This window comes from Mycobacterium sp. 852002-51971_SCH5477799-a (assembly GCF_001667145.1).
GTDB lineage: Bacteria > Actinomycetota > Actinomycetes > Mycobacteriales > Mycobacteriaceae > Mycobacterium.
Genome location: NZ_LZIF01000038.1, coordinates 1 through 20582, shown reverse-complemented (window position 1 = coordinate 20582; position 20582 = coordinate 1). Strand labels below are relative to the sequence as shown.

Annotated in this window: 22 protein-coding genes; 5 read left to right on the top strand and 17 right to left on the bottom strand. The window is 68.4% G+C overall.

Annotated elements, in window-relative coordinates; genetic code table 11:
* Positions 1-57: 57 nt before the first annotated feature.
* The 9 genes from A5753_RS03345 to A5753_RS03310 all read right to left on the bottom strand — a co-directional run bounded on the left by A5753_RS03345 (position 58) and on the right by A5753_RS03310 (position 7557).
* Positions 58-1146, bottom strand: a complete 1089-nt coding sequence (locus tag A5753_RS03345) for a lysophospholipid acyltransferase family protein (protein ID WP_197694572.1) — start codon at positions 1144-1146, stop codon at positions 58-60.
* Positions 1128-2255 carry an SDR family oxidoreductase gene (locus tag A5753_RS03340; protein WP_067123418.1) on the bottom strand — a complete coding sequence of 376 codons (1128 nt, stop codon included), beginning with the start codon at positions 2253-2255 and terminating at the stop codon, positions 1128-1130. Before A5753_RS03340 ends, A5753_RS03345 begins: the two co-directional genes overlap by 19 nt.
* A 51-nt stretch (positions 2256-2306) precedes the next feature.
* The gene (locus A5753_RS23575) at positions 2307-2408 is read right to left on the bottom strand and encodes a 30S ribosomal protein bS22 (RefSeq protein WP_003402602.1); all 102 of its coding nucleotides are present in this window, start codon (positions 2406-2408) and stop codon (positions 2307-2309) included.
* A gap of 146 nt (positions 2409-2554) precedes the next feature.
* The gene (locus A5753_RS03335) at positions 2555-2812 is read right to left on the bottom strand and encodes a cell division/environmental response transcriptional regulator (protein WP_040629292.1); all 258 of its coding nucleotides are present in this window, start codon (positions 2810-2812) and stop codon (positions 2555-2557) included.
* A gap of 138 nt (positions 2813-2950) precedes the next feature.
* Positions 2951-3823 carry a pyrroline-5-carboxylate reductase gene (gene proC / locus A5753_RS03330; RefSeq protein WP_197694571.1) on the bottom strand — a complete coding sequence of 291 codons (873 nt, stop codon included), beginning with the start codon at positions 3821-3823 and terminating at the stop codon, positions 2951-2953.
* Positions 3824-3850: 27 nt separating this feature from the next.
* Entirely contained in the window at positions 3851-4702 is an 852-nt protein-coding gene (locus tag A5753_RS03325) for a thioesterase family protein (RefSeq protein WP_067123415.1), read from the bottom strand.
* 25 nt (positions 4703-4727) lie between these two features.
* Positions 4728-5570 carry a sugar phosphate isomerase/epimerase gene (locus tag A5753_RS03320; RefSeq protein ID WP_067123413.1) on the bottom strand — a complete coding sequence of 281 codons (843 nt, stop codon included), beginning with the start codon at positions 5568-5570 and terminating at the stop codon, positions 4728-4730.
* Between the two features lie 14 nt (positions 5571-5584).
* Positions 5585-6544: a hypothetical protein gene (locus tag A5753_RS03315; RefSeq protein ID WP_067123411.1), complete on the bottom strand. Its 960-nt coding sequence runs from the start codon at positions 6542-6544 to the stop codon at positions 5585-5587.
* Positions 6541-7557: a Ppx/GppA phosphatase family protein gene (locus tag A5753_RS03310; RefSeq protein ID WP_067123409.1), complete on the bottom strand. Its 1017-nt coding sequence runs from the start codon at positions 7555-7557 to the stop codon at positions 6541-6543. The genes A5753_RS03315 and A5753_RS03310 overlap by 4 nt, the downstream gene beginning before the upstream one ends.
* A 118-nt stretch (positions 7558-7675) precedes the next feature.
* Here A5753_RS03310 and A5753_RS03305 point away from each other — a divergent pair, with 118 nt between their 5' ends.
* On the top strand, positions 7676-8470 hold the full coding sequence (locus A5753_RS03305) for a hypothetical protein (RefSeq protein ID WP_067123407.1): 795 nt from the start codon (positions 7676-7678) through the stop codon (positions 8468-8470).
* A gap of 23 nt (positions 8471-8493) precedes the next feature.
* Positions 8494-9438 carry a hypothetical protein gene (locus A5753_RS03300; RefSeq protein WP_067123404.1) on the top strand — a complete coding sequence of 315 codons (945 nt, stop codon included), beginning with the start codon at positions 8494-8496 and terminating at the stop codon, positions 9436-9438.
* 45 nt (positions 9439-9483) lie between these two features.
* Here the strand turns inward: A5753_RS03300 and regX are convergent, their stop codons facing one another.
* The 6 genes from regX to A5753_RS03270 form a co-directional block, all read right to left on the bottom strand.
* On the bottom strand, positions 9484-10167 hold the full coding sequence (gene regX, locus A5753_RS03295) for a two-component sensory transduction protein RegX (RefSeq protein ID WP_067123402.1): 684 nt from the start codon (positions 10165-10167) through the stop codon (positions 9484-9486).
* Between the two features lie 82 nt (positions 10168-10249).
* The gene (locus A5753_RS03290; RefSeq protein ID WP_156655916.1) at positions 10250-11479 is read right to left on the bottom strand and encodes a cell wall metabolism sensor histidine kinase WalK; all 1230 of its coding nucleotides are present in this window, start codon (positions 11477-11479) and stop codon (positions 10250-10252) included.
* Positions 11480-11633: 154 nt separating this feature from the next.
* Positions 11634-12383: a phosphoglyceromutase gene (locus A5753_RS03285; protein ID WP_067123399.1), complete on the bottom strand. Its 750-nt coding sequence runs from the start codon at positions 12381-12383 to the stop codon at positions 11634-11636.
* 25 nt (positions 12384-12408) lie between these two features.
* Positions 12409-12933 (bottom strand): YbjN domain-containing protein, encoded by a 525-nt coding sequence (locus A5753_RS03280; protein WP_067123397.1) that lies wholly within the window; start codon positions 12931-12933, stop codon positions 12409-12411.
* Positions 12930-14207, bottom strand: a complete 1278-nt coding sequence (gene mshA, locus A5753_RS03275) for a D-inositol-3-phosphate glycosyltransferase (protein ID WP_231989980.1) — start codon at positions 14205-14207, stop codon at positions 12930-12932. The genes A5753_RS03280 and mshA overlap by 4 nt, the downstream gene beginning before the upstream one ends.
* A gap of 57 nt (positions 14208-14264) precedes the next feature.
* On the bottom strand, positions 14265-15542 hold the full coding sequence (locus tag A5753_RS03270; RefSeq protein ID WP_197694574.1) for an ROK family protein: 1278 nt from the start codon (positions 15540-15542) through the stop codon (positions 14265-14267).
* Between the two features lie 235 nt (positions 15543-15777).
* Between A5753_RS03270 and A5753_RS03265 the strand changes: the two genes are divergently transcribed.
* The gene (locus tag A5753_RS03265; protein ID WP_067123393.1) at positions 15778-16527 is read left to right on the top strand and encodes an SDR family NAD(P)-dependent oxidoreductase; all 750 of its coding nucleotides are present in this window, start codon (positions 15778-15780) and stop codon (positions 16525-16527) included.
* On the opposite strand, the gene A5753_RS03260 is transcribed toward A5753_RS03265, so the two are convergent.
* Positions 16511-17887, bottom strand: a complete 1377-nt coding sequence (locus A5753_RS03260; protein WP_369829288.1) for an Ig-like domain-containing protein — start codon at positions 17885-17887, stop codon at positions 16511-16513. The two genes, A5753_RS03265 and A5753_RS03260, sit on opposite strands and share 17 nt — an antisense overlap.
* A gap of 33 nt (positions 17888-17920) precedes the next feature.
* Positions 17921-19036: a UDP-N-acetylmuramate dehydrogenase gene (locus A5753_RS03255; RefSeq protein ID WP_067123389.1), complete on the bottom strand. Its 1116-nt coding sequence runs from the start codon at positions 19034-19036 to the stop codon at positions 17921-17923.
* 26 nt (positions 19037-19062) lie between these two features.
* On the opposite strand from A5753_RS03255, the gene A5753_RS03250 reads away from it, so the two are divergent.
* Together A5753_RS03250 and A5753_RS03245 are read left to right on the top strand one after the other, a co-directional pair.
* A complete protein-coding gene (locus tag A5753_RS03250) occupies positions 19063-19575 on the top strand; it encodes a DUF2505 domain-containing protein (protein ID WP_067123387.1) in 513 nt (170 codons plus the stop codon).
* Between the two features lie 49 nt (positions 19576-19624).
* The gene (locus tag A5753_RS03245) at positions 19625-20446 is read left to right on the top strand and encodes a carbon-nitrogen hydrolase family protein (protein ID WP_067123483.1); all 822 of its coding nucleotides are present in this window, start codon (positions 19625-19627) and stop codon (positions 20444-20446) included.
* Positions 20447-20582 lie beyond the last annotated feature (136 nt).

Here is a 20582-nt window from a genome sequence, read left to right as displayed (position 1 = left end):
CCCCGAAAGGTCAACGCCATCGGCGGATTTCCGCGGTGGCGTTTCCTTTTGCGCGGCTCAGCCGAAGAAGATGTTGCGGCGGCCGGCCAGCAGCCGGTACAGCGTCTGCTGGATGGTCTCGCGCACCTGGTCGGTCAGCTCGAAGGTGACCATCGGGTCCTCGGCGTCGGAGGCTGAGTAGTCGTCGGTGTGGATCGGCTCACCGAACGCGATATGCCACTTCGACGGCAGCGGCACCAGGCCCACGGGGCCGGCCAGCGGAAACAGCGGTGTCACCGGAAAATACGGCAAGCCGAACAGCCGCGCCAGCAGCTTGACGTCGGTCAGCATCGGGTAGATCTCCTCGGACCCGATGATCGAGCAGGGAATGATCGGCGCCTTCGTCCGCAGCGCCGCCGTCACGAATCCACCGCGGCCGAACCGCTGCAGCCGGTAACGGTCCTCGAAGCGCTTGCCCAGTCCCTTGTAGCCCTCCGGGAACACGGCGGTGAGCTCGCCGGCGGCGAGCAACCGGTGCGCGTCCGTCGCGCAGGCCATCGTGTGGCCGGCCTTGCGGGCCGCCTCCCCCACCACCGGCAGATCGAACACCATGTCGGCGGCGAGCAGCCGCATGTCCCGCTGCGCGGGATGCTCGTCGTGTACCGCGACCGACAGCATCAGCCCGTCGAACGGCAACACCCCGGCGTGGTTGGCGACCACCAGCGCGGCGCCGTCGGCCGGCAGGTTCTCGATCCCGCTCACCTCGACCCGGAACCAGGATCGAAAGAACAGCCGCAGCAATGGCCGAACGATCGCGCTGTTGAAGTGCGGGTCGAAGCCGAACTCATCGACACTGTAATCGCCGGTGATCCGTTGGCGAAGGAATCCGGCGACCGAGGCGACGCGCTGCGCCAAGTCATTCAGCGGCGCGTCGGCCGACGATGTCCCCGCGGGACGGCGGTGCTCGTCGATTTCGCGGACCACCGCGGCAATTTGCTCCGCAGATGCCCGACCGTTCGGATCGGAAAGCATGGAGGGATGCTGACGAGCGGACTCCACCTGTTGATCGGCTCGCCGGCGCGCTGCTACCCGGCCCCGATTTGTGTGCAGTGGAATGACATTCGCTCTGTTTTCGCCCGCCACGATACCTACCTGACCCCACCCCACGGAATTGGATTTCGGCTACCCCAGCGCTGAGCCAGGGCTATCGCGCGTTCTTCCAAGGAGCGTACCCGAAGTGGGTCGATAATGGGAGTTAAGCTGCGGCCGCGCACGTAATCGTCAAACGCCTCCGCCGTCGACCATTTCGGCTGGTAGCCGAGCTCCGAGCGCATCCGGCTGGTGTCCATGACGCGGCCGTAACTCAAATAATCGAACTGATCACGACTGATCTCGTTGTAGCGGTTGGCACGGCGTAGCGAATCCAGCGCCCACACACCGAAACTCGGTACTGGCAACGGAATCCGCCCGGCCCGCCGGATCGCCTGCGACAGCATGATGATGCCTTCGGCGCCGATGTTGAAAGTCCCCGCCTTGCCGGCCATCGCCGCGCGCTCCAGCGCACCGAGTGCGTCCTGCTCGTGCAGCAATTGCAGGCGCGCGTCGCGGCCAAACATCGTCGGCACCAAAGGCCCAGCTAGATAACGCGATAGCGTGGTGTCCATCGCCGGGCCGATCATGTTGGCCAGCCGCAAAATCGTCACGGCGATATCGGGCCGGCGCCGTCCCAAGCCGCGCGCATAAGCCTCGATGTCCAGGCTGTCTTTGGCGAAACCGTCGCGAAAGGGGCGGCGGCTGGTGCTGTCCTCGGTGAACATCACCGGGTCGTGAGCGCTCGAGCCGTACACCTCGGACGTCGACTTGAGCACGACCCGACGCACCGAGGGCGCCTTTTGGCAGGCCGCGAACAGCTGCATCGCGCCCATCACGTTGATCTCTTTGAGCGCCGCGGTGCCGCCGGATCGCGGCGCGTACGACGCGGCCGCCGCGTGCACCACCGTGTCGACGTCGCCGTTGCGAATCACCTTGGCTATGAAGGGATTTCGGATGTCGGCGCGGACGAACTCGGCGCGCCCCATCCGGCGCAGCATGTCCTTGCTCGGGGCTATCGCATCCACCGCGATGACCGCGTTGATCATCGGGTTCTGCGCGAGGCGAGCCGTCAGGTAGCCACCCAGGAACCGGCATGCGCCGGTGACCAGCACGACCTTCGGGTAATGCACGGTGCTGCCTGCGGTGTCGCCCGGCCCGGCGTTCTCCCCATTCGTCGGATCCACTCGAACAGCCTAGCGGCCGGGCGAGACGGCGGCACTACGCCGCGAGCGGGGTTACTTACCGAGTTTTCTGCGCTGCACCCGGGTGCGACGCAGCAGCTTGCGGTGCTTCTTCTTCGACATACGCTTGCGCCGCTTCTTGATTACTGAACCCATGAACTCCGCTATCTGACCGTGACCTGCTTCAAAGATTGGACCCGGACACTTTACCCGGCGGAGCGCACCGAACACCAAACCGGCATCGGCCCGACGCCACGCAACGGCGGAGCCTGGCCGCCGCCCGCAAGCGGCGCCGTTTCAGGTCAGCCGGCGTCGAAGTAGGACGTCTCCAGCATGTCGTGGACGGCCTTGGCGTGCACCCGGAAGGACCGGCCCACCCGGACCGCGGGCAGCTCGCCGTTATGCACCAACCGGTACACCGTCATTTTTGAGACCCGCATCAACGCCGCCACCTCGGCGACGGTGAGAAACTGCGTCCTGCCCTGCTGGCTGTCGACGGAACTGGCGTCCCGTGGCTTACCTGCAGCATCTCGCGCTGATGGCCCGTTACTAGACGTCATCGCAACCCAATCGTGTCAGGCACGCGCATGCCAGCGGCTTCCCCTCCGCTGGCACCCACACGTGCTTACAAGAGGAGAATAGCGGGACTAATGGGGTTACTGGTACTGGTGGGGGACAATCAATTCAAAAAACTTGGATTACTCTGATGTAATTCTTAGCTGCTCAGAGCGCGTTTTGGCGGCCTGAACGGCCGCGTCGACGGCCGCTCGCAGGCCCCCTCGTTCCAGCTCACGCAGGCCCGCCGCGGTGGTACCGCCGGGCGAGGTCACCGTGGCCCTCAGCTGCGTCGCCGTGGCATCCGCCCGCAGCCCCGGCGCCTCGGCGTCGCCCTGGCGATCGGCGTCCATGCCCTCGAGCAGCATGGCGGCCGAGCCGGCCATGGTCTGCGCGGTCAGGTCGGTGGCCACCTCGCGGCTCAAGCCCGCGGCGACGCCGGCATCGATCAGGGCTTCGACCAGCAAGAAGAAATACGCCGGCCCGGAGCCCGACAGCGCGGTGACGGCGTCCATCTGGCCTTCCGGAACGCTCAGGACGCCCCCGACCGAGTCGAACAGGGCCGAGACGCCTTCGAGCTGCGCCGCGGTGACGAACCTCCCCTTGGCCAGCGCCGTGACCCCGGCGCCGACCAGGGCCGCCGCGTTCGGCATCGCCCGTACCACCGGCGTCCCTGCTGGAAGCTTCGACTCGAAGTAGGTGATGGTGATGCCGGCCGCGACCGTGACGAAGACCTGCTCGGCGGTATCGCCCTCGGCGGCCCCGACCGCGCGGGCGATCTGCGCGATCACCGGCTCGACATCGGCGGGCTTGACCGCGACCACGATGAATGAGGCGTTCTCCACGGCGTCGGCTACCGAGCTGATCCGCACGGAATAGGTGTCGGCCAGGTACTTGGCGCGCTCGGGAACCCGCTCGACCACCACCAGGTCTTTGACCTGCCGGCCCGCCCGCAGCAGACCCGACAGCAGTGCCTCCCCGATGCTGCCGCCACCGATGATCGCGATTCTTGCCATGCCGGACAGCATCGCAGACACCGCGCGCTAGCGAGCGGCAGGGACCAATGCCAACTGGCGGGCCTGCACCACCAGGCGGCCCAGGCTGTCGACGACGGTGTGGTCCTCGTCGAACCAGTCCTGGCCGATCTCGGTGCAGGTCGCGATGATGCGCAGCCAACCATCGGCCGGCAGGCCGCGCAGAAACGCCGTCAGCTGGATTGTGGGCGCCCAGCCGGTGCGGTCGACCGCGAAAGTCACCGGCGCCGACAGATCGCCGCACATGAGCGCGAACAGCGCGTCCGGGGCCACACCGCGGGGGCGCGCCCACATCTGGATCACCGGCGGGCGCCCGTCACTGCGGGGCGCCATCGTCGACAACACCGGCCGCACGTCGCAGCCCTCCCCCAGGTGCACGAGGCCGGCCAACGGATGCCCCGGGCCGATCGGCTCGATGTCGTCGGGCGGCTCGGGCGCCATCAGGTCGGCCACCGGGTTGGCCGAGAGCAGCGGCCTGGCTACCCCTTCCGAGCCGTCCCGATGCCAGTGCTCCGGCTCGCCGAGATTCACAACGGCGTGCACCGCCGTGCGGTCGCCCTGGTTGAGCTCGACGTCGACGACGCTGATCCGGCGGCCCCGCTTGCGAAGCGACGTCACCAGCTGCACTGGACCGGGGTCGGGCGCCCACAGGAAGCTCGCCGACACGGCGACCGGCTGCTGGACCGGTTCGAGCCCGTCGGACTGACTGCCCCAGGCAGTACGGGCCGCGTTGGCGCAGAGCGCCAGCATCGCGCCGCCGTGCACCTTGGGACCGATGGTCCAGCGCTTGTCGAGCTCACCTTCGAAGACGCCTGAACCGACCTCCCGCAGCGTCATTGCGGTGGTGAATAACGCGCTCATGTTGGCTGGGTTTCTCCTGGCTTGGTCAGCGCAGCAGATGCGTGCGTGCAAACTGCAGCGATTCGGCGAGCATGGCCTCGCGCTCGTTGGCGGAACGGGCACTGGACGTCGACACCTCCAGGATGACGTGCCCGGCGAAGTGGCTGCCGGCCAGCATCTGGCACACCTCGGCCGTGGGTTGGGTGCCGCGCCCGGGCACCAGGTGCTCGTCGGCGGGCAGACCGTTGCCGTCGCACAGGTGCAGATGCACCAGCCCCTCCCCCATCCGCTGGGCCATGTCCAGCGAGTCGGTGCCCGCTGTCGCGGTGTGGGACAGGTCGAGCGTGTAGTGCGCGTGGTCGCCGTCCAGCGGATCGTAGGAGGGAGCGAACGCCGAAATCGCCGGGCCGGGGCCGCCACCGCGTCTGCGCATCCGTTCCAGCGACTGGCCGGCCCCGAAGAACCGGTCCGCCCGAAACGGAAACATGTTCTCCACGGCGACCAGCACGTCGCTCGACGCTTCCAGCTCCGCCACCTGCTCGCTGAAACCCTCGGCGTAGCGCCGCTGCCAGCGAAACGGCGGGTGCACGACGACCGTCTCCGCGCCCAGCTGTTCGGCGGCGCGCACGCTGCGATCCAGCTTGGGTATCGGGTTGGCGCCCCACACCCGCTGCGAGATGAGCAGGCAGGGCGCGTGCACGGACAACACCGGGACGCGGTAGCGCCGCGACAGCTTCTCGACGGCGGCGACGTCCTGGCTGACCGACTCGGCCCACACCATCAGCTCGACGCCGTCGTAGCCGAGCCGGGCCGCGTACTCGAAGGCGGCCTCGGCCCGCAACGGATACACCGAAGCCGTGGAGAGGCCGACTTTGATGGCGGGGCGCACTGTCTACGGTGCCGCTAGCCCGATTGCAACGACAGCGCCAAGGGCCCCAGGGTGATCAGCGCACCCACCGCGACCGCGATCAACGTGCTGGCGATGTCCTCGGTTTTGCGAACCACCCGAACCCCGGCCACCAGGCCCAGAATGACCAGCACCGATAGCACCAGCGCCACCAGGCTGTTCCAGCGCCACAGCTGGTCGAAGGCCACGAACAACCCGCCGCCGAACGCGACGGCCAGCATCGACTGCAGCACGACCAGCCCGCCGCGCCACACCGCGTCGAACCTGCCCCCTTCGAGATGGGCGTCCGGGCCGGCTTCGGCGTCCCGGTCCTCGACGTCGAGGTGCTCGTCGCCGAGCACTCCGGCCGACAGCGGCCCCGACCCGTCCTCGTCGTCCTCGTCATCCCCGGATCGCAAGAAGGAGCGCACGTAGGCGGAGTCCTCCACCGCCGGTTCGGCCTCGCGCACCTCGGAGTCCATGACGTCCACCGGGACATCGGCGTAGTGATCCATCGGGTCGAAGCTCATGTCCTCGGCCCCCGAACCCGGCTGCCCGGTGCCATTGACGGACGAACCCGCCCGGCCGGCCTCGGGCAACGGCCGCGGGTATTCGCTGCGCTCGGGCCCGGCCCGCTTGGGCTGTGGCGGTGACTTGGGCCAGCGCGGCTCGGGCTCGGACCAGTAGGGCGCCTTCGGCTCGTCTCTGGTTACGGGCTTGGCGGGTGGGGCCTGTTCGGCAACGTCGACGGTGTCGGTGGCTTCGGCGGTGCCGTAACCGGGCTCGTCGTCGTCATCACGGATCACCGGAAGGTCGCCGGTCAGTTCGGCTACGGTCACCGCGTCGCTGTCGCCGCGCCGACGACGGCGCCGCCGGGTGACGGCCGGTGCTCCGATGGTTCCGTTTTTGGCCAGCAATTCGGCAACCGAAATGGGCCGGGTGCCGGAGTCCTCTGGCTCGGGGTGCGGTCCGGTCATGGTTTGTCGCCTCTCGATCGGTTCTGATTCCGATCAACTACCTGGCCTCCAGCATTGCGCACTGAAGGCTCCATGAGGGCCGATCCGTCGGCTTCACTGTCGAGTTTGCGCAAGATGAGACCTTCCCGTAATGCCCACGGGCAGATATCCACGGATTCGATCGACAGCGCTCGCATGCTTGCCTCCGCCACCAGAGCGCCCGCAACGATCTGCGGTGCCCGCTCGGCGCTCACTCCTTCCAGTTCCGCCCGGTCAGCGGTCGTCATCCTAGAGATGAAAGATATGAGTTGCCTGAGGCCGTTCGCTGTAAGCGTCCTCTTGACGCGCGGTCCGGCGCCCGAGGGCGCCGCCCCGGTGAGCCGCGCCAGCGAGCGAAAAGTCTTCGATGTCGCGACAGCCAGGTCCGGACTACCCGCGTCGAGGATGTTCACGCTGGCTTCGGAGAGCTCGGCGTCCAGCCAATCCCGCAGCATCGCGACGCGACGCCGGCCCGGCGGATCGTCGGGCAGCCACTCGCGGGTCAGCCGTCCGGCGCCCAGCGGAAGCGACAGCGCGACCTCCGGCTCCTCGTCCACGCCGCTGGACATCTCCAGCGAGCCGCCCCCGATGTCGAGGTTGATGATGCGGCCCGCGCTCCACCCGTACCACCGGCGCACCGCCAGGAAGGTCAGCCGCGACTCCTCGACCCCGGTCAGCACCCGCAGCTCGACGCCGGTCTCCTTGCGCACCCGGCTCAGCACATCGTCGGAGTTACCGGCTTCCCGCACCGCGGATGTAGCGAACGCCATCAGCTCCGCGCAGCCCGAACTGTCGGCGATCTTGGCGAATTCGTCGAGAGTGGAAATCAGTTTGTCAGCACCACGTTTGGTGATCTTGCCGGCGCCGTCGGTGGCCTCGGCAAGACGCAGAGTCGCTTTCGTCGAACTCATCGGCGTCGGATGGCCGCCCCGGTGGGCATCCACCACCAGCAGATGCACCGTGTTGCTGCCCACGTCGAGAACGCCCAATCGCACCTAAACAACCTAACGAAACCCCGGATGCGCTGCGTTGCGCGACCCGGTCAACGCGCCGTGGCCGGGGTCATCCGGGCCCGAGTGTCAGCGGCTCGGATGGCCCGAACCGTGGTCTAACGTGGACTGTGTGCAGAATTCGCACCCGGAACCGGGACAAGAGGTCGAACTGGATTTCGCCCGCGAATGGGTGGAGTTCTACGACCCCGACAACCCCGAGCACCTGATCGCGGCGGACCTGACCTGGCTGCTCTCCCGGTGGACATGTGTGTTCGGCACTCCGGCCTGCCGCGGCACGGTGGAAGGCCGCCCGGACGACGGGTGCTGCTCGCACGGTGCGTTCCTGTCCGACGACGACGACCGCGCCCGCCTGGACGACGCGGTCAAGAAGCTGACCGACGACGACTGGCAATACCGCGGAAAAGGGTTGAGCCGCAAAGGTTACCTGGAAATCGACGAGCATGACGGCCAACCGCAGTATCGCACCCGCAAGCACAAAGACGCGTGCATCTTCTTGAACCGGCCGGGTTTTCGGGGCGGTGTCGGCTGCGCTCTGCACAGCAAAGCCCTCAAACTGGGCGTGCCGCCGCTGACGATGAAGCCCGATGTCTGCTGGCAGCTGCCGATCCGTCGCAGCCAGGAGTGGGTGACCCGGCCCGACGGCACCGAGATCCTCAAGACCTGGGTCACCGAATACGACCGCCGCGGTTGGGGTTCCGGTGGCGCCGACCTGCACTGGTACTGCACCGGCGATCCGGCCGCCCATGTCGGCGCCAAGCAGGTGTGGGAAAGCCTGGCCGACGAACTCACCGAGCTGCTCGGCGCGAAGGCCTACTCCGAGCTGGCCGCAATGTGCAAGCGCCGCAGCAAGTTAGGGCTCATCGCGGTGCACCCGGCGACTCGCATCGCCGAGTAGCCGCACGCTTCGGGCCGCGGGCGATGGACGACGAAAAGCGCTCGGCGGCCGCTCCACGGTGGCGCGGCAAGGCCGGGCGCCTCGAAGTCTGGTACGCCACCGTTTCCGACCCACGAACAGGGGCGGGGTTGTGGATCCATTGCGAGACAGTGGCTCCCGTGCAGGGCGCTCCCTACGCACACGGCTGGGTCACCCGATTTCTGGCCGACGGGTTACCCCACACCGAACGATTCGGCCCCGAGCCGGCGCAGCCCGCGGCCGGCGCCGACTGGTTCGACGCAGCCGGGGTTCGGGTGGCCGATGGGCGGCTGGCCGGACGGGCCGGATCGCTGGCCTGGGATCTGTCCTGGACCGACAGCGCTCGCCCGCTGTGGACGTTCCCCCGCCTGATGTGGGAGCGCGAGCTGTTGCCCGGCGCGCAGGTGGTCCTCGCCCCAAGCGCCGACTTCACCGGCTCACTGACCGTCGGAGACACCGCCGTGCCGATCGCGGGATGGCGCGGCGGCGTCGCGCACATCTACGGGCACGGCAACGCCAGACGCTGGGGATGGATCCACGCCGATCTTGGCGGCGGCGACGTCCTCGAGGTGGTCACCGCCGTGTCACACAAGCCGGTACTTCGCAGGCTGGCACCGCTGGCCTTCGTGCGCTTCCGGCTCGACGGAAAGGATTGGCCCGCAAGCATTTTGCCATCGCTGCGGATGCGGACGAGGCTCGGCCCGCGGCACTGGCAGCTGGCGGGACGCATCGGCGGTCGCAGGGTGCTCATCCAGGTCGACCAGCCGCCGGACCGATGCGTGAGTCTGGGCTACACCGATCCCGACGGGTGCACCGCGGTGTGCACCAACACCGAACAGGCGCAGGCACACATCGAGATCGACCACCGGCGCTGGTCGGTACTCGCCCACGCCGAGGTAGGCCTGCGAGGAACCGAGGCACCCGAGATCGACGAACGAATCCCGACGTGAGCTTCCATTCGACACCGACGGTCCGGAGCCGGCGGATCCTCCGGACTAGCCCTCGAGCTTGTAGCCGAGCCCCCGCACCGTCACCAGATGCACCGGGTTGGCCGGGTCGGCTTCGATCTTGGACCGCAGCCGCTTGACGTGCACGTCGAGTGTCTTGGTGTCGCCGACGTAGTCCGCACCCCACACCCGGTCGATCAACTGCCCGCGGGTCAGCACCCGGCCGCTGTTGCGCATCAGATACTCGAGGAGGTCAAACTCCTTGAGCGGCAACGTGATCGTGTCGCCATTGACCGAAACGACGTGGCGTTCGACATCCATCCGGACGGGACCGGATTCGAGCACGCCGTCGCCGATCTCGGAATCGTCGTCACCGCCGCGGCGCAACACCGCTCGGATCCGCGCGATCAACTCACGCGCGGAATACGGCTTGGTCACGTAGTCGTCGGCGCCGAGTTCGAGGCCGACGACCTTGTCGATCTCGCTGTCCCGAGCGGTCACCATGATCACCGGCACGCTGGAGCGTGCACGCAGCTGCTTGCAGACGTCGGTGCCCGACATTCCGGGCAGCATCAGGTCGAGCAGCACGATGTCGGCGCCGCCCCGGTCGAATTCGGCCAGCGCGGCCGTACCGTCAGTCACGACGGTGGCCTCGAAACCCTCCTTGCGGAGCAGGAACGCCAGCGGATCGGCCAGCGACTCCTCGTCCTCCACGATCAGCACACTGGTCATCGGCGCGATTCCTCCTCATCGCTGTGTCCCCCTCGCCGCTGCGCGGCTGGGGGCTCCCCCACTGCATCGTCATACGCGCGGGTCATCGACTTAGTTCTTCCTCTCGTTGTGAGCGGTTGGGCCGCAGGTCGCGGCCCTGCGACTGCTCGGATTCGCCTTCGTCTTGATGAGACGCCGTGGCCGCCGGAATGGAAAGGGTGAATGTCGATCCGGTTCCGGGCTTGCTCCACACGCCGATGCTGCCGTTGTGGTTGGCCGCGACGTGCTTGACGATCGCCAGGCCCAACCCGCTGCCACCGGTGGCGCGCGAGCGCGCCTTGTCCCCGCGGAAGAACCGCTCGAAAACCCGCTCCTGGTCTTCCAGGGCTATCCCGATGCCGCGGTCTGTGACCGCGATCTCGATGTTGTCGCCGCGGCGGCGGCGGCTGATCGACACCGGCGAGCCCGGCGGCGAGTAAGCGATGGCGTTGGATACCAGGTTGGCCAGGGCGGTGACCAGCAGCGTCTCGTCGCCCAGCACCCGTAGACCGCTGGCGGCGTCAGTGCGGAGCTCGATATCGGCGTTGTCGGCCCCCACCTTGTGGCGCGAAATCGCTTCGCCCACAACCTTGTCGACGTCGACCTCGATGACGTTCGGCAGCCGTTCGGCGCCCTGTAGCCGGGACAGCTCGATCAGCTCGGCGACCATGTCCCCCAGCCGGTTGGCCTCGACGAGCACCTTCTCGGCGAATCGCCGCACGGTGTCGGAGTCGTCGGACGAGGCCAGCAGGGCCTCGGCGAGCAGTGCCATGGCACCCACCGGGGTCTTGAGCTCGTGACTGACGTTGGCCACGAAGTCGCGCCTGGTCGCTTCCATCCGCGCGTAGTCGGACTGATCGTGGGCGAAGACGATGGCGAACCGGCGATCTTCTTCGCTGAGCAACCGGGCCTGCCCGTGCACCGAGAGCCCGGACCGGCCACCTGGCCGTTTCGCCGGCCGCAGGTCGAATTCGACGTCGACGCCGGTCAAGGCCTGTTGCGCCGCCTCCCAGGCCTGGTCATCGAGCTGACGGTCCCGCACGAGGCCAAGCTCCTTGGCGCGGTCATTGAGGTAGACGACGTCACGATGGGCGTCCACCACCGCCGCGCCCAGCGGCATCAGCGCCACGATGCGTTGCAGCATCTGCGCGACGGTGATCCCGGTCCATTCGGTGCCGACCCGCTGGCGGCGCTGCACCGCCCGCGGTGACAGCCGGGTCCCGACCAGTACACCTGCGGCCAGCGCCAGCGCGGACAAAACCCCGGCCAGCAACAGCGCCGAGAACACAGTCACATAGCAAATCCTACAAATCTTCCTGAACGCTGCCCTAGCGCAACGAGGCCAAAATCGGACAAGTCACACCTTGCGCAACAGGTGTTCTGCTCCCGTTCACGCGATGTTTGGCTAAATCGCCTTTATCTCGCGAAATGGCGCGGGCGCGCCGGCGTCAGCCGCGGCCCTGGCTGGCGACCGCGGCGGCCCCGGCGGCGGCCGCCTCCGGGTCCAGATAGGTGCCGCCGGCCACCACCGGCCGCAGGTCAGCGTCCAGGTCGTAGCGCAGCGGGATGCCGGTCGGGATGTTCAGTCCGGCGATCTCCTCGTCGGACACTTGGTCGAGGTGCTTGATCAGCGCCCGCAGCGAGTTGCCGTGCGCCACGACCAGCACCGTCTTGCCGCTGCGCAGGTCCGGGACGATGACGTCGGTGAAATACGGCAGGAAGCGCACGACCACGTCGGCCAGGCACTCGGTGAGCGGGCCACCGCCGATGTCGGCGTACCGGGGATCGGTGTCCTGGCTGTAGGTGCTGCCCTTCTCGATGGGTGGGGGCGGCGTGTCATAGCTCCGCCGCCAGGCCATGAACTGGTCGTCGCCGTAGCGGTCCTTGGTCTCGGCCTTGTCCAGCCCCTGCAGCGCCCCGTAATGCCGTTCGTTCAGCCGCCAGCTGCGCCGCACCGGAATCCACAGCCGGTCGGCGGCGTCCAGCGCCAGGTGCGCGGTGGAGATGGCGCGGCGCAGCAGCGAGGTGTAGAGGATGTCGGGCGACAGGTTGTTCTCGACCAGCAGCTCACCGCTGCGCACGGCTTCGGTCCGGCCCTTGTCGGTGAGTCCGACGTCGACCCAGCCGGTGAACAGGTTCAGCGAGTTCCATTCGCTTTCGCCGTGGCGAAGCAGTACCAGCGTGGCGGTTTCACCCATGCCGGTCAGTCTCTCACGCACTCATTCAGCGGTCGTTGGCGTCATCGTGGTCATCGTCGATCAGGTGGGCGAAGGCCTGCAGGTTCTTCAGCGACTCACCGCGAGACACCCGCCACTCCCACTCTTTCTGGATCGACGAACGAAAACCCAGCTCCAGCAACGTATTGAAGTCCGAATCCACCGCTTCAAGCACTTGCCCCAGCACTCTGTCGAGCTCGTCGGCGTCCACCGAGGCCAGCGACATGCGGCCCACCAAATAGATGTCCCCGACGTTGTCCAGCGTGTAGGCCACCCCGTAGAGGCGGCGGTTGCGCTTGAGCAGGAAGCGGTAGACGCCTTCGTGGTTCTCGTCGGGCTTGCGGCACACGAACGCCTCGACCCGCACCGAATGCTCGCCGACGCTCAGGATGGTGTTGGTCTTGAGCTTGCGCTCGCCGGGCAATTCGACCACCAGGCCCGACAAACCACCATGTGTGCCAGCATGTTTCGAGTAGTTCAACCCGCTGGCCCGCAGTGCATCCTCGATAACGCGCTCCACCTTGGCGGTCACGCACCGACCCCCCGGCGCTCGGCGGTGTATTCCCCAATGGCGCGCCGATAGCTGGCCAACAGCGCGTCGGTGGTGTGGTCCCAGGAGAACGTGGCGGCATGCGCGGCGGCAGCGCGGGCCATCGCGTCGGCGTGCGCAGCGGGCATCCGCAGCAGCCGGCCCAGGGCGTCCGCCCACTGGGCGACGTCGTGGCCGGCCACCAGCGTGCCGGTCACTCCGTCGCGCACGGCCACCGGCAGCCCGCCCACCGCGGCCGCAGCGACCGGCGTCCCACACGCCTGTGCCTCGAGGGCGACCAGACCGAACGACTCCGAATAACTGGGCACCGCAACTACATTGGCCGCCTGGAACAGGGTGGCCAGGTTGGGGCGCGACTGCGGGGGCAGGAACGTCACCCGCTCGGCGATGCCGAGTTGGTCGGCCAGCCGGGCCAATCCGTCCGGGGACGCCAGTCCGCTACCCGAGGGCCCGCCGGCCACGACGATGCGCACGCCGGGCAGTTTCGCGGCGGCGCGCAGCACGATGTCGGGCGCCTTCAACGGCTGGATCCGGCCGACGAACGCCACGATGTCCTCATCGGGCGGAAGTTCCAGTGCGGCCCGGGCGGCCGCCCGGTCGCCGGGGCGGAACACGTCGAGATCCACGCCGGGGTGGACGACGTCGATTCTCGCCGGGTCGGCGTGGTGGATCGAAATCAGTTGGTTGGCTTCGTCATCGGTGTTGACGATCAACCGGTCCGCCTCGTCGACAACCTGTTGCTCGCCGACCGTGCGCAGCGGCGGTTCCGGAGAATCCCCCTCCGCCAGCGCCGCATTCTTGACCGCGGCGAGCGTATGCGCGGTGTGCACCAACGGCACCGCCCAGCGATCGCGCGCCAGCCACCCGACCTGCCCGGACAGCCAGTAGTGCGAGTGCACGATGTCGTAGTAGCCGGGCTCGTGCGATGCCTCGGCGCGCAAAACCCCGGCCGCGAACGCGCACAGCTGGGTGGGCAGGTCGTATTTGTCCAGGCCCTCGAACGGGCCCGCGACGACGTTGCGGACCAGCACCCCGGGCGCCACCCGCGCGACCGGCGGATCGGCGGACGCCGTCGCGCGCGTGAAGATCTCCACCTCGATGCCGCGCAGCGCCAGATGCAGCGCCGTCTGCAGCACGTAGACGTTCATGCCGCCCGCGTCACCGGTGCCGGGTTGGGCCAGTGGTGAGGTGTGAACCGCCAACACTGCGACCCGACGCGGTTCATTCAGCCGGAAAACGTCATCGTGCCGCACCATGTCATCTTTACAGGATGGTTCGCCGGCCAGCCCAAGCGCGCTGGACAAGGAATCGCGTCAGGCGGACGACTCGTCGCGACCCACGTCGTGCAGCCGGGCATCCAGTGCCCCGGCGCGTCGCATCGCGCCCAGTGGGTCGGCATACAGCCCGGACAGCGAGACGGTGCCCGCGCCGGCCTCCTGGACCCGATTGCCGAAGGCGGTGGGGCGGATGTCGCGCGGCCCCAGCACGGAGCGTTCGACGAACGCCGCCTCGACCTGCTCCATCGCCTCGGGGTACTCGGTGAAGGCCTGGCCACCGACCACCAGCTCGTCGGGGTTGAGCATGTCGCGCAGCAGCGCCACCGCCTCACCGAGCACGCGGCCCCGCTCGGCGAGCAAATCCTTGGCCTGCTGGTTGCCGGCTCGCGCCACGCGCAGCAGATCGGAGACGCCGGTGGCGGAGCCGTTGGCGCGGTTGGCCGGAGCGAACGGCAGGATGCGCAGCTGGCGCGCGACGGCCACGACGGCCTCATCGCTGACGGTGGACTCCAATTGGCCGGTGCCGCCGAGCAGCTCCGAGTGGGCCGGCAGGGTCGCGATGGTGCCCGGGCCGCTGGCCGGCACGTGCACGCGGCCGCCGATCACCAGCGCATAGCCCACGGTCTCGCGGGCGTAGACGTACAAGCTGGTCGGCGAGCTGGGCAGGAACCGCCGCATGCCCAGCAGCAGCTCGGCGCCCGCCATGGCGTCGACGTGCGAGGCCACCGAGACCGACAGGCCCAACGCGTCGGCCAACACCTGTCCGACCGGCGCCTGCCGCCAGCCCAGTCGTGGGTGGTCCACCTGGCCGGTGGCGCCGTCGACGGTGCCACCGATGGCGACACCCACCCACAAGGGCCGCCGGCGATGCCAACGCCTCAGGTAGCGGCGGGCGCTGTCGGCCAGCGTCGCCAGCGCGGGCCCGGCCGGGTTGCGCGGCGTCGGCGTCTCGACGGTGTCAAGGGTGCGGCCGAACAGGTCGGTGGCAACGATGCTGGTGGTTCGCGCCCCGATGTGGATGCCGAGGGTCACGAACGGCTCGTGGTTAACCTCGACCGGCACGCGTGGGCGGCCGATCGCGCCGGAGACGGCCAAATCGGCGCGCTCGCGCAATAGGCCGGCCTCCAGCAGCGCGATGACCTGGCGGTTGACCGTGGCGATGCTCAGCGAGGTGACGCCGGCGATGACGTCACGGCCGACGGGACCCCGCAGCCGGACGGCGCGAAAGACGGAGGCCGCCGCCGAGTCCGGGATGTTCAACGCCGGCGGCACGATTTGCCGGCGCACCGAGCGGTGGCCCTTTTGACCAGGCAGGTGCCCGACGGCACGACTGGGCGAATGATGCGTATGGGTGAGGGTATTCGTGCGCACGAGCGTCCTTTTGTCCGAATTTTGCTGGCCGTCTTGGCCACACCTGGCTTGGGTCAGGAGCGGCAAAATGCGCAGCAACAACACGCACCCGCCGCGCAAAGACACGCGGTGGTCGTGTTGTTGGAAAGGGCGCTGAGGAGCACACGCAAAATCTAGCACGTTCATTAAGGTTGTTTCGATGGTTAAAACTGGCAGGAATAAGCGAGTCGCAGTAATCACCGGTGCCAGCTCGGGGATCGGCGCAGCAACCGCCCGAAACCTGGCTGCGCAGGGCTTTCACGTCGTCGCAGTGGCGCGCCGGGCGGACCGGATTGAGGCGCTGGCCAGTGAAATCGGGGGCGTCGCCCTTGTGGCCGATGTCACAGAAGATGCGGTGGTCGAAACATTGGCGAGCAAATTGGATCGCGTCGATGTGCTGGTCAACAACGCCGGCGGCGCCCGGGGGCTGGCGCCGGTCGCCGATGCCGACCTCGAACACTGGCAATGGATGTGGGAAACCAACGTGCTCGGCACCCTGCGGGTCACCCGAGCGTTGTTGCCCAAGCTGATCGAGTCCGGCGACGGGCTGATCGTCACCGTCACTTCGGTTGCGGCACTTGAGGTTTACGACGGCGGCGCCGGATACACGGCGGCCAAACACGCTCAGGGAGCGCTGCACCGCACGCTGCGCGGCGAGCTATTGGGCAAGCCGGTGCGGCTGACCGAGGTCGCCCCGGGTGCGGTCGCAACGGAATTCTCGTTGGTCCGCTTCGACGGTGATCAACAACGCGCGGACGCCGTCTACGCGGGCATCACACCGTTGGTGGCCGACGATGTGGCCGAGGTGATCGGGTTCGTCGCGTCGCGGCCGCCGCACGTCGATCTGGACCTGATCGTGATGAAGCCGCGCGACCAGGCCACGACCTCGCGATTTAACCGCCTGGGGTAGCCGGGCCGGTGCTGGCCGGCGACGTCGTGGTGGTCGGGGTGCCCGACAGGGTCGGCGCGTTGGACGGCGTGACCGGCGCGGTGACGGGAATCTGGCTAGCCGGCGGGTGTGCGCTCGCCGGCGGCAGCGCGGACATGGCCACCCAGGTGTCCCAGTCCACCGCCCAGTCCCAGAGGTCGCCGTCGGAATAGGACAGCTGGATCGTGCTGCCAGTGACTTCGACCGGGTCGCCGTAGATCGCCGACTGGAAGTACTGCTCGGCGTCGCCCGTCGACAGGTTGATGCAGCCGTTGGTGACGTTCGTGTTGCCCTGGGCGCCGGAGCTCGCCGGGTTGGCGTGGATGAACTCCCCGTTGTTGGAGATCCGCACCGCCCAGCGCTCGTGGACGTGGCTGTAACCGGCGGCCGGGTTGGACATGTAGAAGTCGGCGTACTTTTCGCTGACCACGTGGATGCCGTTGCGGGTGACGTTGCGGGCCTTGTCGGCCTCCCCGTAGCTGCACGGGAAATCCATGATGACGCCCTCGTCCCGGATCACCTGGATGCGGTGCGACGAGACCTCGGCCTTGACCACCTGCCGGCGGCCGATCTGGATGTTCAGCGAAATGTCGTCGGCGCCGTAAGCGTTGTCGCCGAACGGCAGGCCGTAGAGCTTGGCCTCGACGTTGACCGTGGTGCCCGCCGGGTAGTACTCGCGAGTGCGCCAGTGCGCCCGGGCACCGGCCGCCTCGTCGGGCAACCAGGCCCAGCTGCCCTCGACGGGCGGGTTGGTGGTGACAATGAGCGCCTTTTCGACGGCGGCCTTGTCGCTGATCGGCGCGTCGAACTGGATGATGATCGGTGCAGCGATCCCGACGGTCTGACCGTCGGCGAGCTGGAAAGCCCCGCCAATCTTCTTGGTGGGCGACACCGTGGTGAATTTGCCCGCCACCGGGACCGCCTTGCCGTCGTGCCCGACGGCCGAGCCGCTCCAGGTATAGGTCTGGTCGTAGCCCAGCGGCTCGGAGGTCGTGTAGACGGTGCGGTCTTGGTTGAAGTTGCCCGTGACGGCCTTGCCCGACGAGTTCGACAGCGTGACGTGCTGGAACCAGCCGTCGTCGACCTCGACGCTGACCGGGGCGATCGGCACCACGTTGTCGGTCGCGTTGGCGGGCTGGTACTTGAGCTGTGGCGCCGGCTGCTCTTTCTTCTCGGCTTGCGTCGCGGTCGTGCCGCCGCACGCGGCCAACATATTGGGCGCGAGCACACCAAGACCCAGGGTCGCCAGAGCCGCACGCCGGTTGAGCGGTCGCGGGGCGTCGGACGGGGTCACGAAAGTCAAAGATACCGGGGAACAACGGCCCGCCCGGCCACCACAAATCGGGGCCCGGGCACGCGTCGACGAATTTTGCGGCTACAGCCTGCAGCCGAGCAGCACGGGTTCGGGAACCAGTGTGATGCCAAACACACGCTGGACGCCGTCGCGGACGGTCCGCGCCAGCCTAATCACGTCGTCGGAGCCGGCGCCGCCGCGGTTGGTCAGCGCCAGCGCGTGCTTGGTGCTCAACCGGCAGGGCTCTTCGGGGTCGCCCGGCCCCCGCTGCGGATAGCCCCTGCCGAAGCCCGCCCGCTCCACCAACCAGCCGGCGGCCAGCTTGACCCCGCCCGGCGCGGGGTAGTTCGGGACCGGCCCGTCGACCGTCGCGGTCAGCCGGTCGTAGACGTCCGGGTCGACAATCGGGTTGGTGAAGAACGACCCCACGCTCCAGGTGTCGTGGTCGGCCACGTCGAGCACCATGCCCTTGCGTGCCCGCAGGGCGAGCACCGCCTCGCGGACGGCCTGCGGGTCGGCGCGCTCGCCGGCGGCCACGTTCAGCGCGGCGGCCAACTCGCCGTAGCGCAGCGGCGCGCTGCGCCCGGACGCGTCCAGCGCGAACTCCACTTCCAGTACGACAGAAGGGATTCCGAGACCGTCGCTATCGCGTTTGAACACGCTGGTGCGGTAGCCGAACCCCAGCTCGCCGGCCGGCACCCAGCGCACCTCACCGCTGCCGCGATCGAGCACCCGGACCCGGGTGATCGTGTCGGAGACTTCGGCGCCGTAAGCCCCGACGTTCTGCACCGGGGTGGCCCCGGCCGACCCGGGGATCCCGGACAGGCATTCCAGCCCGCCGAGGCCATGCTCGATGGCCGCGACCACGACGTTGTCCCACACCGCGCCCGCTTGGGCGCGGACCAGGTTGCCCTCGACGGTGATGCCGTCATTGGCCAGCCGCACCGCGGTCAGATCGGTCAGGGAGTCGGAGATCACCAGGTTGGAACCACCGGCGAAGACCAGCACCGAATCGCGTTGTCCGCCAACGGTTTCGGCGTCCAGTCGCCGCAATGTGGCTATCACCTGTTCGCTGCTGGTGCAGGTGATCAGGCGGCGGGCGGTCGGCCCGACCCGCAGGGTGGTCAGCGGCGCCAGTGGCGCCGCGTCGGCCACCGCCGCACCGGCGAACTCCGGACCGGCTCCGCTGGAATTCATGGCCCGTAACGGTAGCCTGACCTGCTATGCCGCGTTCATTCGACTTGTCGGCCGACTACGACGGCAGCGTTGACGAGGTACATCGCGCCTTCACCGATGAAAAATATTGGCGGGCCAGGCTGGCCGGGTCCGGCGTCGACGTCGCGACGCTGGAATCGATGCGGGTCGGCGACGAGGACACCGTCGAGGTCGTCACCCTGCAGGTGATCCGCAGCGACAAGCTGCCGGGCATGGTTAGGCAGCTGCACAGCGGGGACCTGCGGATCCGCCGCAGGGAGGCGTGGGGGCCGGTCACCGGCGGCGCCGCGACGGGGTCGGTCGCGGGTTCGATCGTGGATGCGCCGGTGGACCTGGCCGGCACCGCCGTCCTGGAGCCCATCGAAGAGACCGGCGGCAGCCGGCTGACCTTCCGCGCCACCGTCCAGGTGCGCGTCCCGATCATCGGCGGCAAGTTGGAGAACATCATCGGCACCCGCCTGGCCGAACTGGTCGCCGCCGAACAACACTTCACCACGGAGTGGATCGCCAAGACGGCCTGAGAGCTCGACCGCGACGGCGCGCGTGGTCGCCGGGCCTAAGCTGGCGCTCATGCGAATCGCGTTGGCGCAGATCCTGAGCGGCACCGACCCCGCGGCAAACTTGCAGCTGGTGGCCGAATACAGCCGCCAGGCCGCTGACGCGGGCGCAAACCTGGTGGTGTTCCCGGAAGCGACCATGTGCCGCTTCGGCGTGCCGCTGGGCCCGGTCGCGGAGCCGGTCGACGGGCCCTGGGCGGACGGGGTGCGTCGCATCGCGACCGAAACCAACATCACCGTCGTCGCCGGCATGTTCACCCCATCGGGCGACGGACGGGTGAAGAACACACTGATCGCGGCCGGCCCGCACGATTTCGCCCACTACGACAAGATCCACCTCTACGACGCGTTCGGCTTCACCGAATCGCGCACGGTCGCGGCGGGCCGCGATCCGGTGGTGATCACGGTCGACGGCGTCCGGGTGGGGCTGACCGTTTGCTATGACATTCGTTTCCCGGCGCTCTACACCGAATTGGCCCGGCGCGGCGCCGAGGTGATCGCGGTGTGCGCGTCCTGGGGTGCGGGCCCCGGCAAACTCGACCAGTGGACGCTGCTGGCTCGCGCCCGCGCACTGGATTCGATGAGCTACGTCGCGGCGGCCGGGCAGGCCGATCCCGGGGACACTCGCCCATCCGAGTCGGGGGCACCGACTGGCGTCGGGGGCAGCCTGGTCGTCTCGCCGTTCGGCGACGTCGTCGCGTCGGCCGGCTCACACCCGCAGCTACTGGTCGCCGACATCGACGTCGGTAGGGTCGCCGAGGCCCGCGAAAATATCGCGGTCCTTCGCAACCGCTCGGACTTTACTCAGGTTAATAGGGCAGAATCGGTCGGGTGACGAACCCACAAGGACCACCGAACCCGGACCCGTCGAAGTGGGCCCGTCCCCCCCAGCAGGGGCCCTTCGGCCAGCCTCCCATGGAGCGGCCGACCGAGCGGTTCAGCACGGGCGGCCCGGGTCACGTGCCCCCGCC

Coding starts and splice junctions, on each gene's coding strand:
- A5753_RS23575 (WP_003402602.1), bottom strand. CDS start 2,408: ATGGGTTCAGTAATCAAGAAGCGGCGCAAGCGTATGTCGAAGAAGAAG.
- A5753_RS03335 (WP_040629292.1), bottom strand. CDS start 2,812: ATGACGTCTAGTAACGGGCCATCAGCGCGAGATGCTGCAGGTAAGCCA.
- proC (WP_197694571.1), bottom strand. CDS start 3,823: ATGGCAAGAATCGCGATCATCGGTGGCGGCAGCATCGGGGAGGCACTG.
- A5753_RS03325 (WP_067123415.1), bottom strand. CDS start 4,702: ATGAGCGCGTTATTCACCACCGCAATGACGCTGCGGGAGGTCGGTTCA.
- A5753_RS03315 (WP_067123411.1), bottom strand. CDS start 6,544: ATGACCGGACCGCACCCCGAGCCAGAGGACTCCGGCACCCGGCCCATT.
- A5753_RS03300 (WP_067123404.1), top strand. CDS start 8,494: ATGGACGACGAAAAGCGCTCGGCGGCCGCTCCACGGTGGCGCGGCAAG.
- regX (WP_067123402.1), bottom strand. CDS start 10,167: ATGACCAGTGTGCTGATCGTGGAGGACGAGGAGTCGCTGGCCGATCCG.
- A5753_RS03285 (WP_067123399.1), bottom strand. CDS start 12,383: ATGGGTGAAACCGCCACGCTGGTACTGCTTCGCCACGGCGAAAGCGAA.
- mshA (WP_231989980.1), bottom strand. CDS start 14,207: ATGGTGCGGCACGATGACGTTTTCCGGCTGAATGAACCGCGTCGGGTC.
- A5753_RS03265 (WP_067123393.1), top strand. CDS start 15,778: ATGGTTAAAACTGGCAGGAATAAGCGAGTCGCAGTAATCACCGGTGCC.
- A5753_RS03255 (WP_067123389.1), bottom strand. CDS start 19,036: ATGAATTCCAGCGGAGCCGGTCCGGAGTTCGCCGGTGCGGCGGTGGCC.
- A5753_RS03250 (WP_067123387.1), top strand. CDS start 19,063: ATGCCGCGTTCATTCGACTTGTCGGCCGACTACGACGGCAGCGTTGAC.
- A5753_RS03245 (WP_067123483.1), top strand. CDS start 19,625: ATGCGAATCGCGTTGGCGCAGATCCTGAGCGGCACCGACCCCGCGGCA.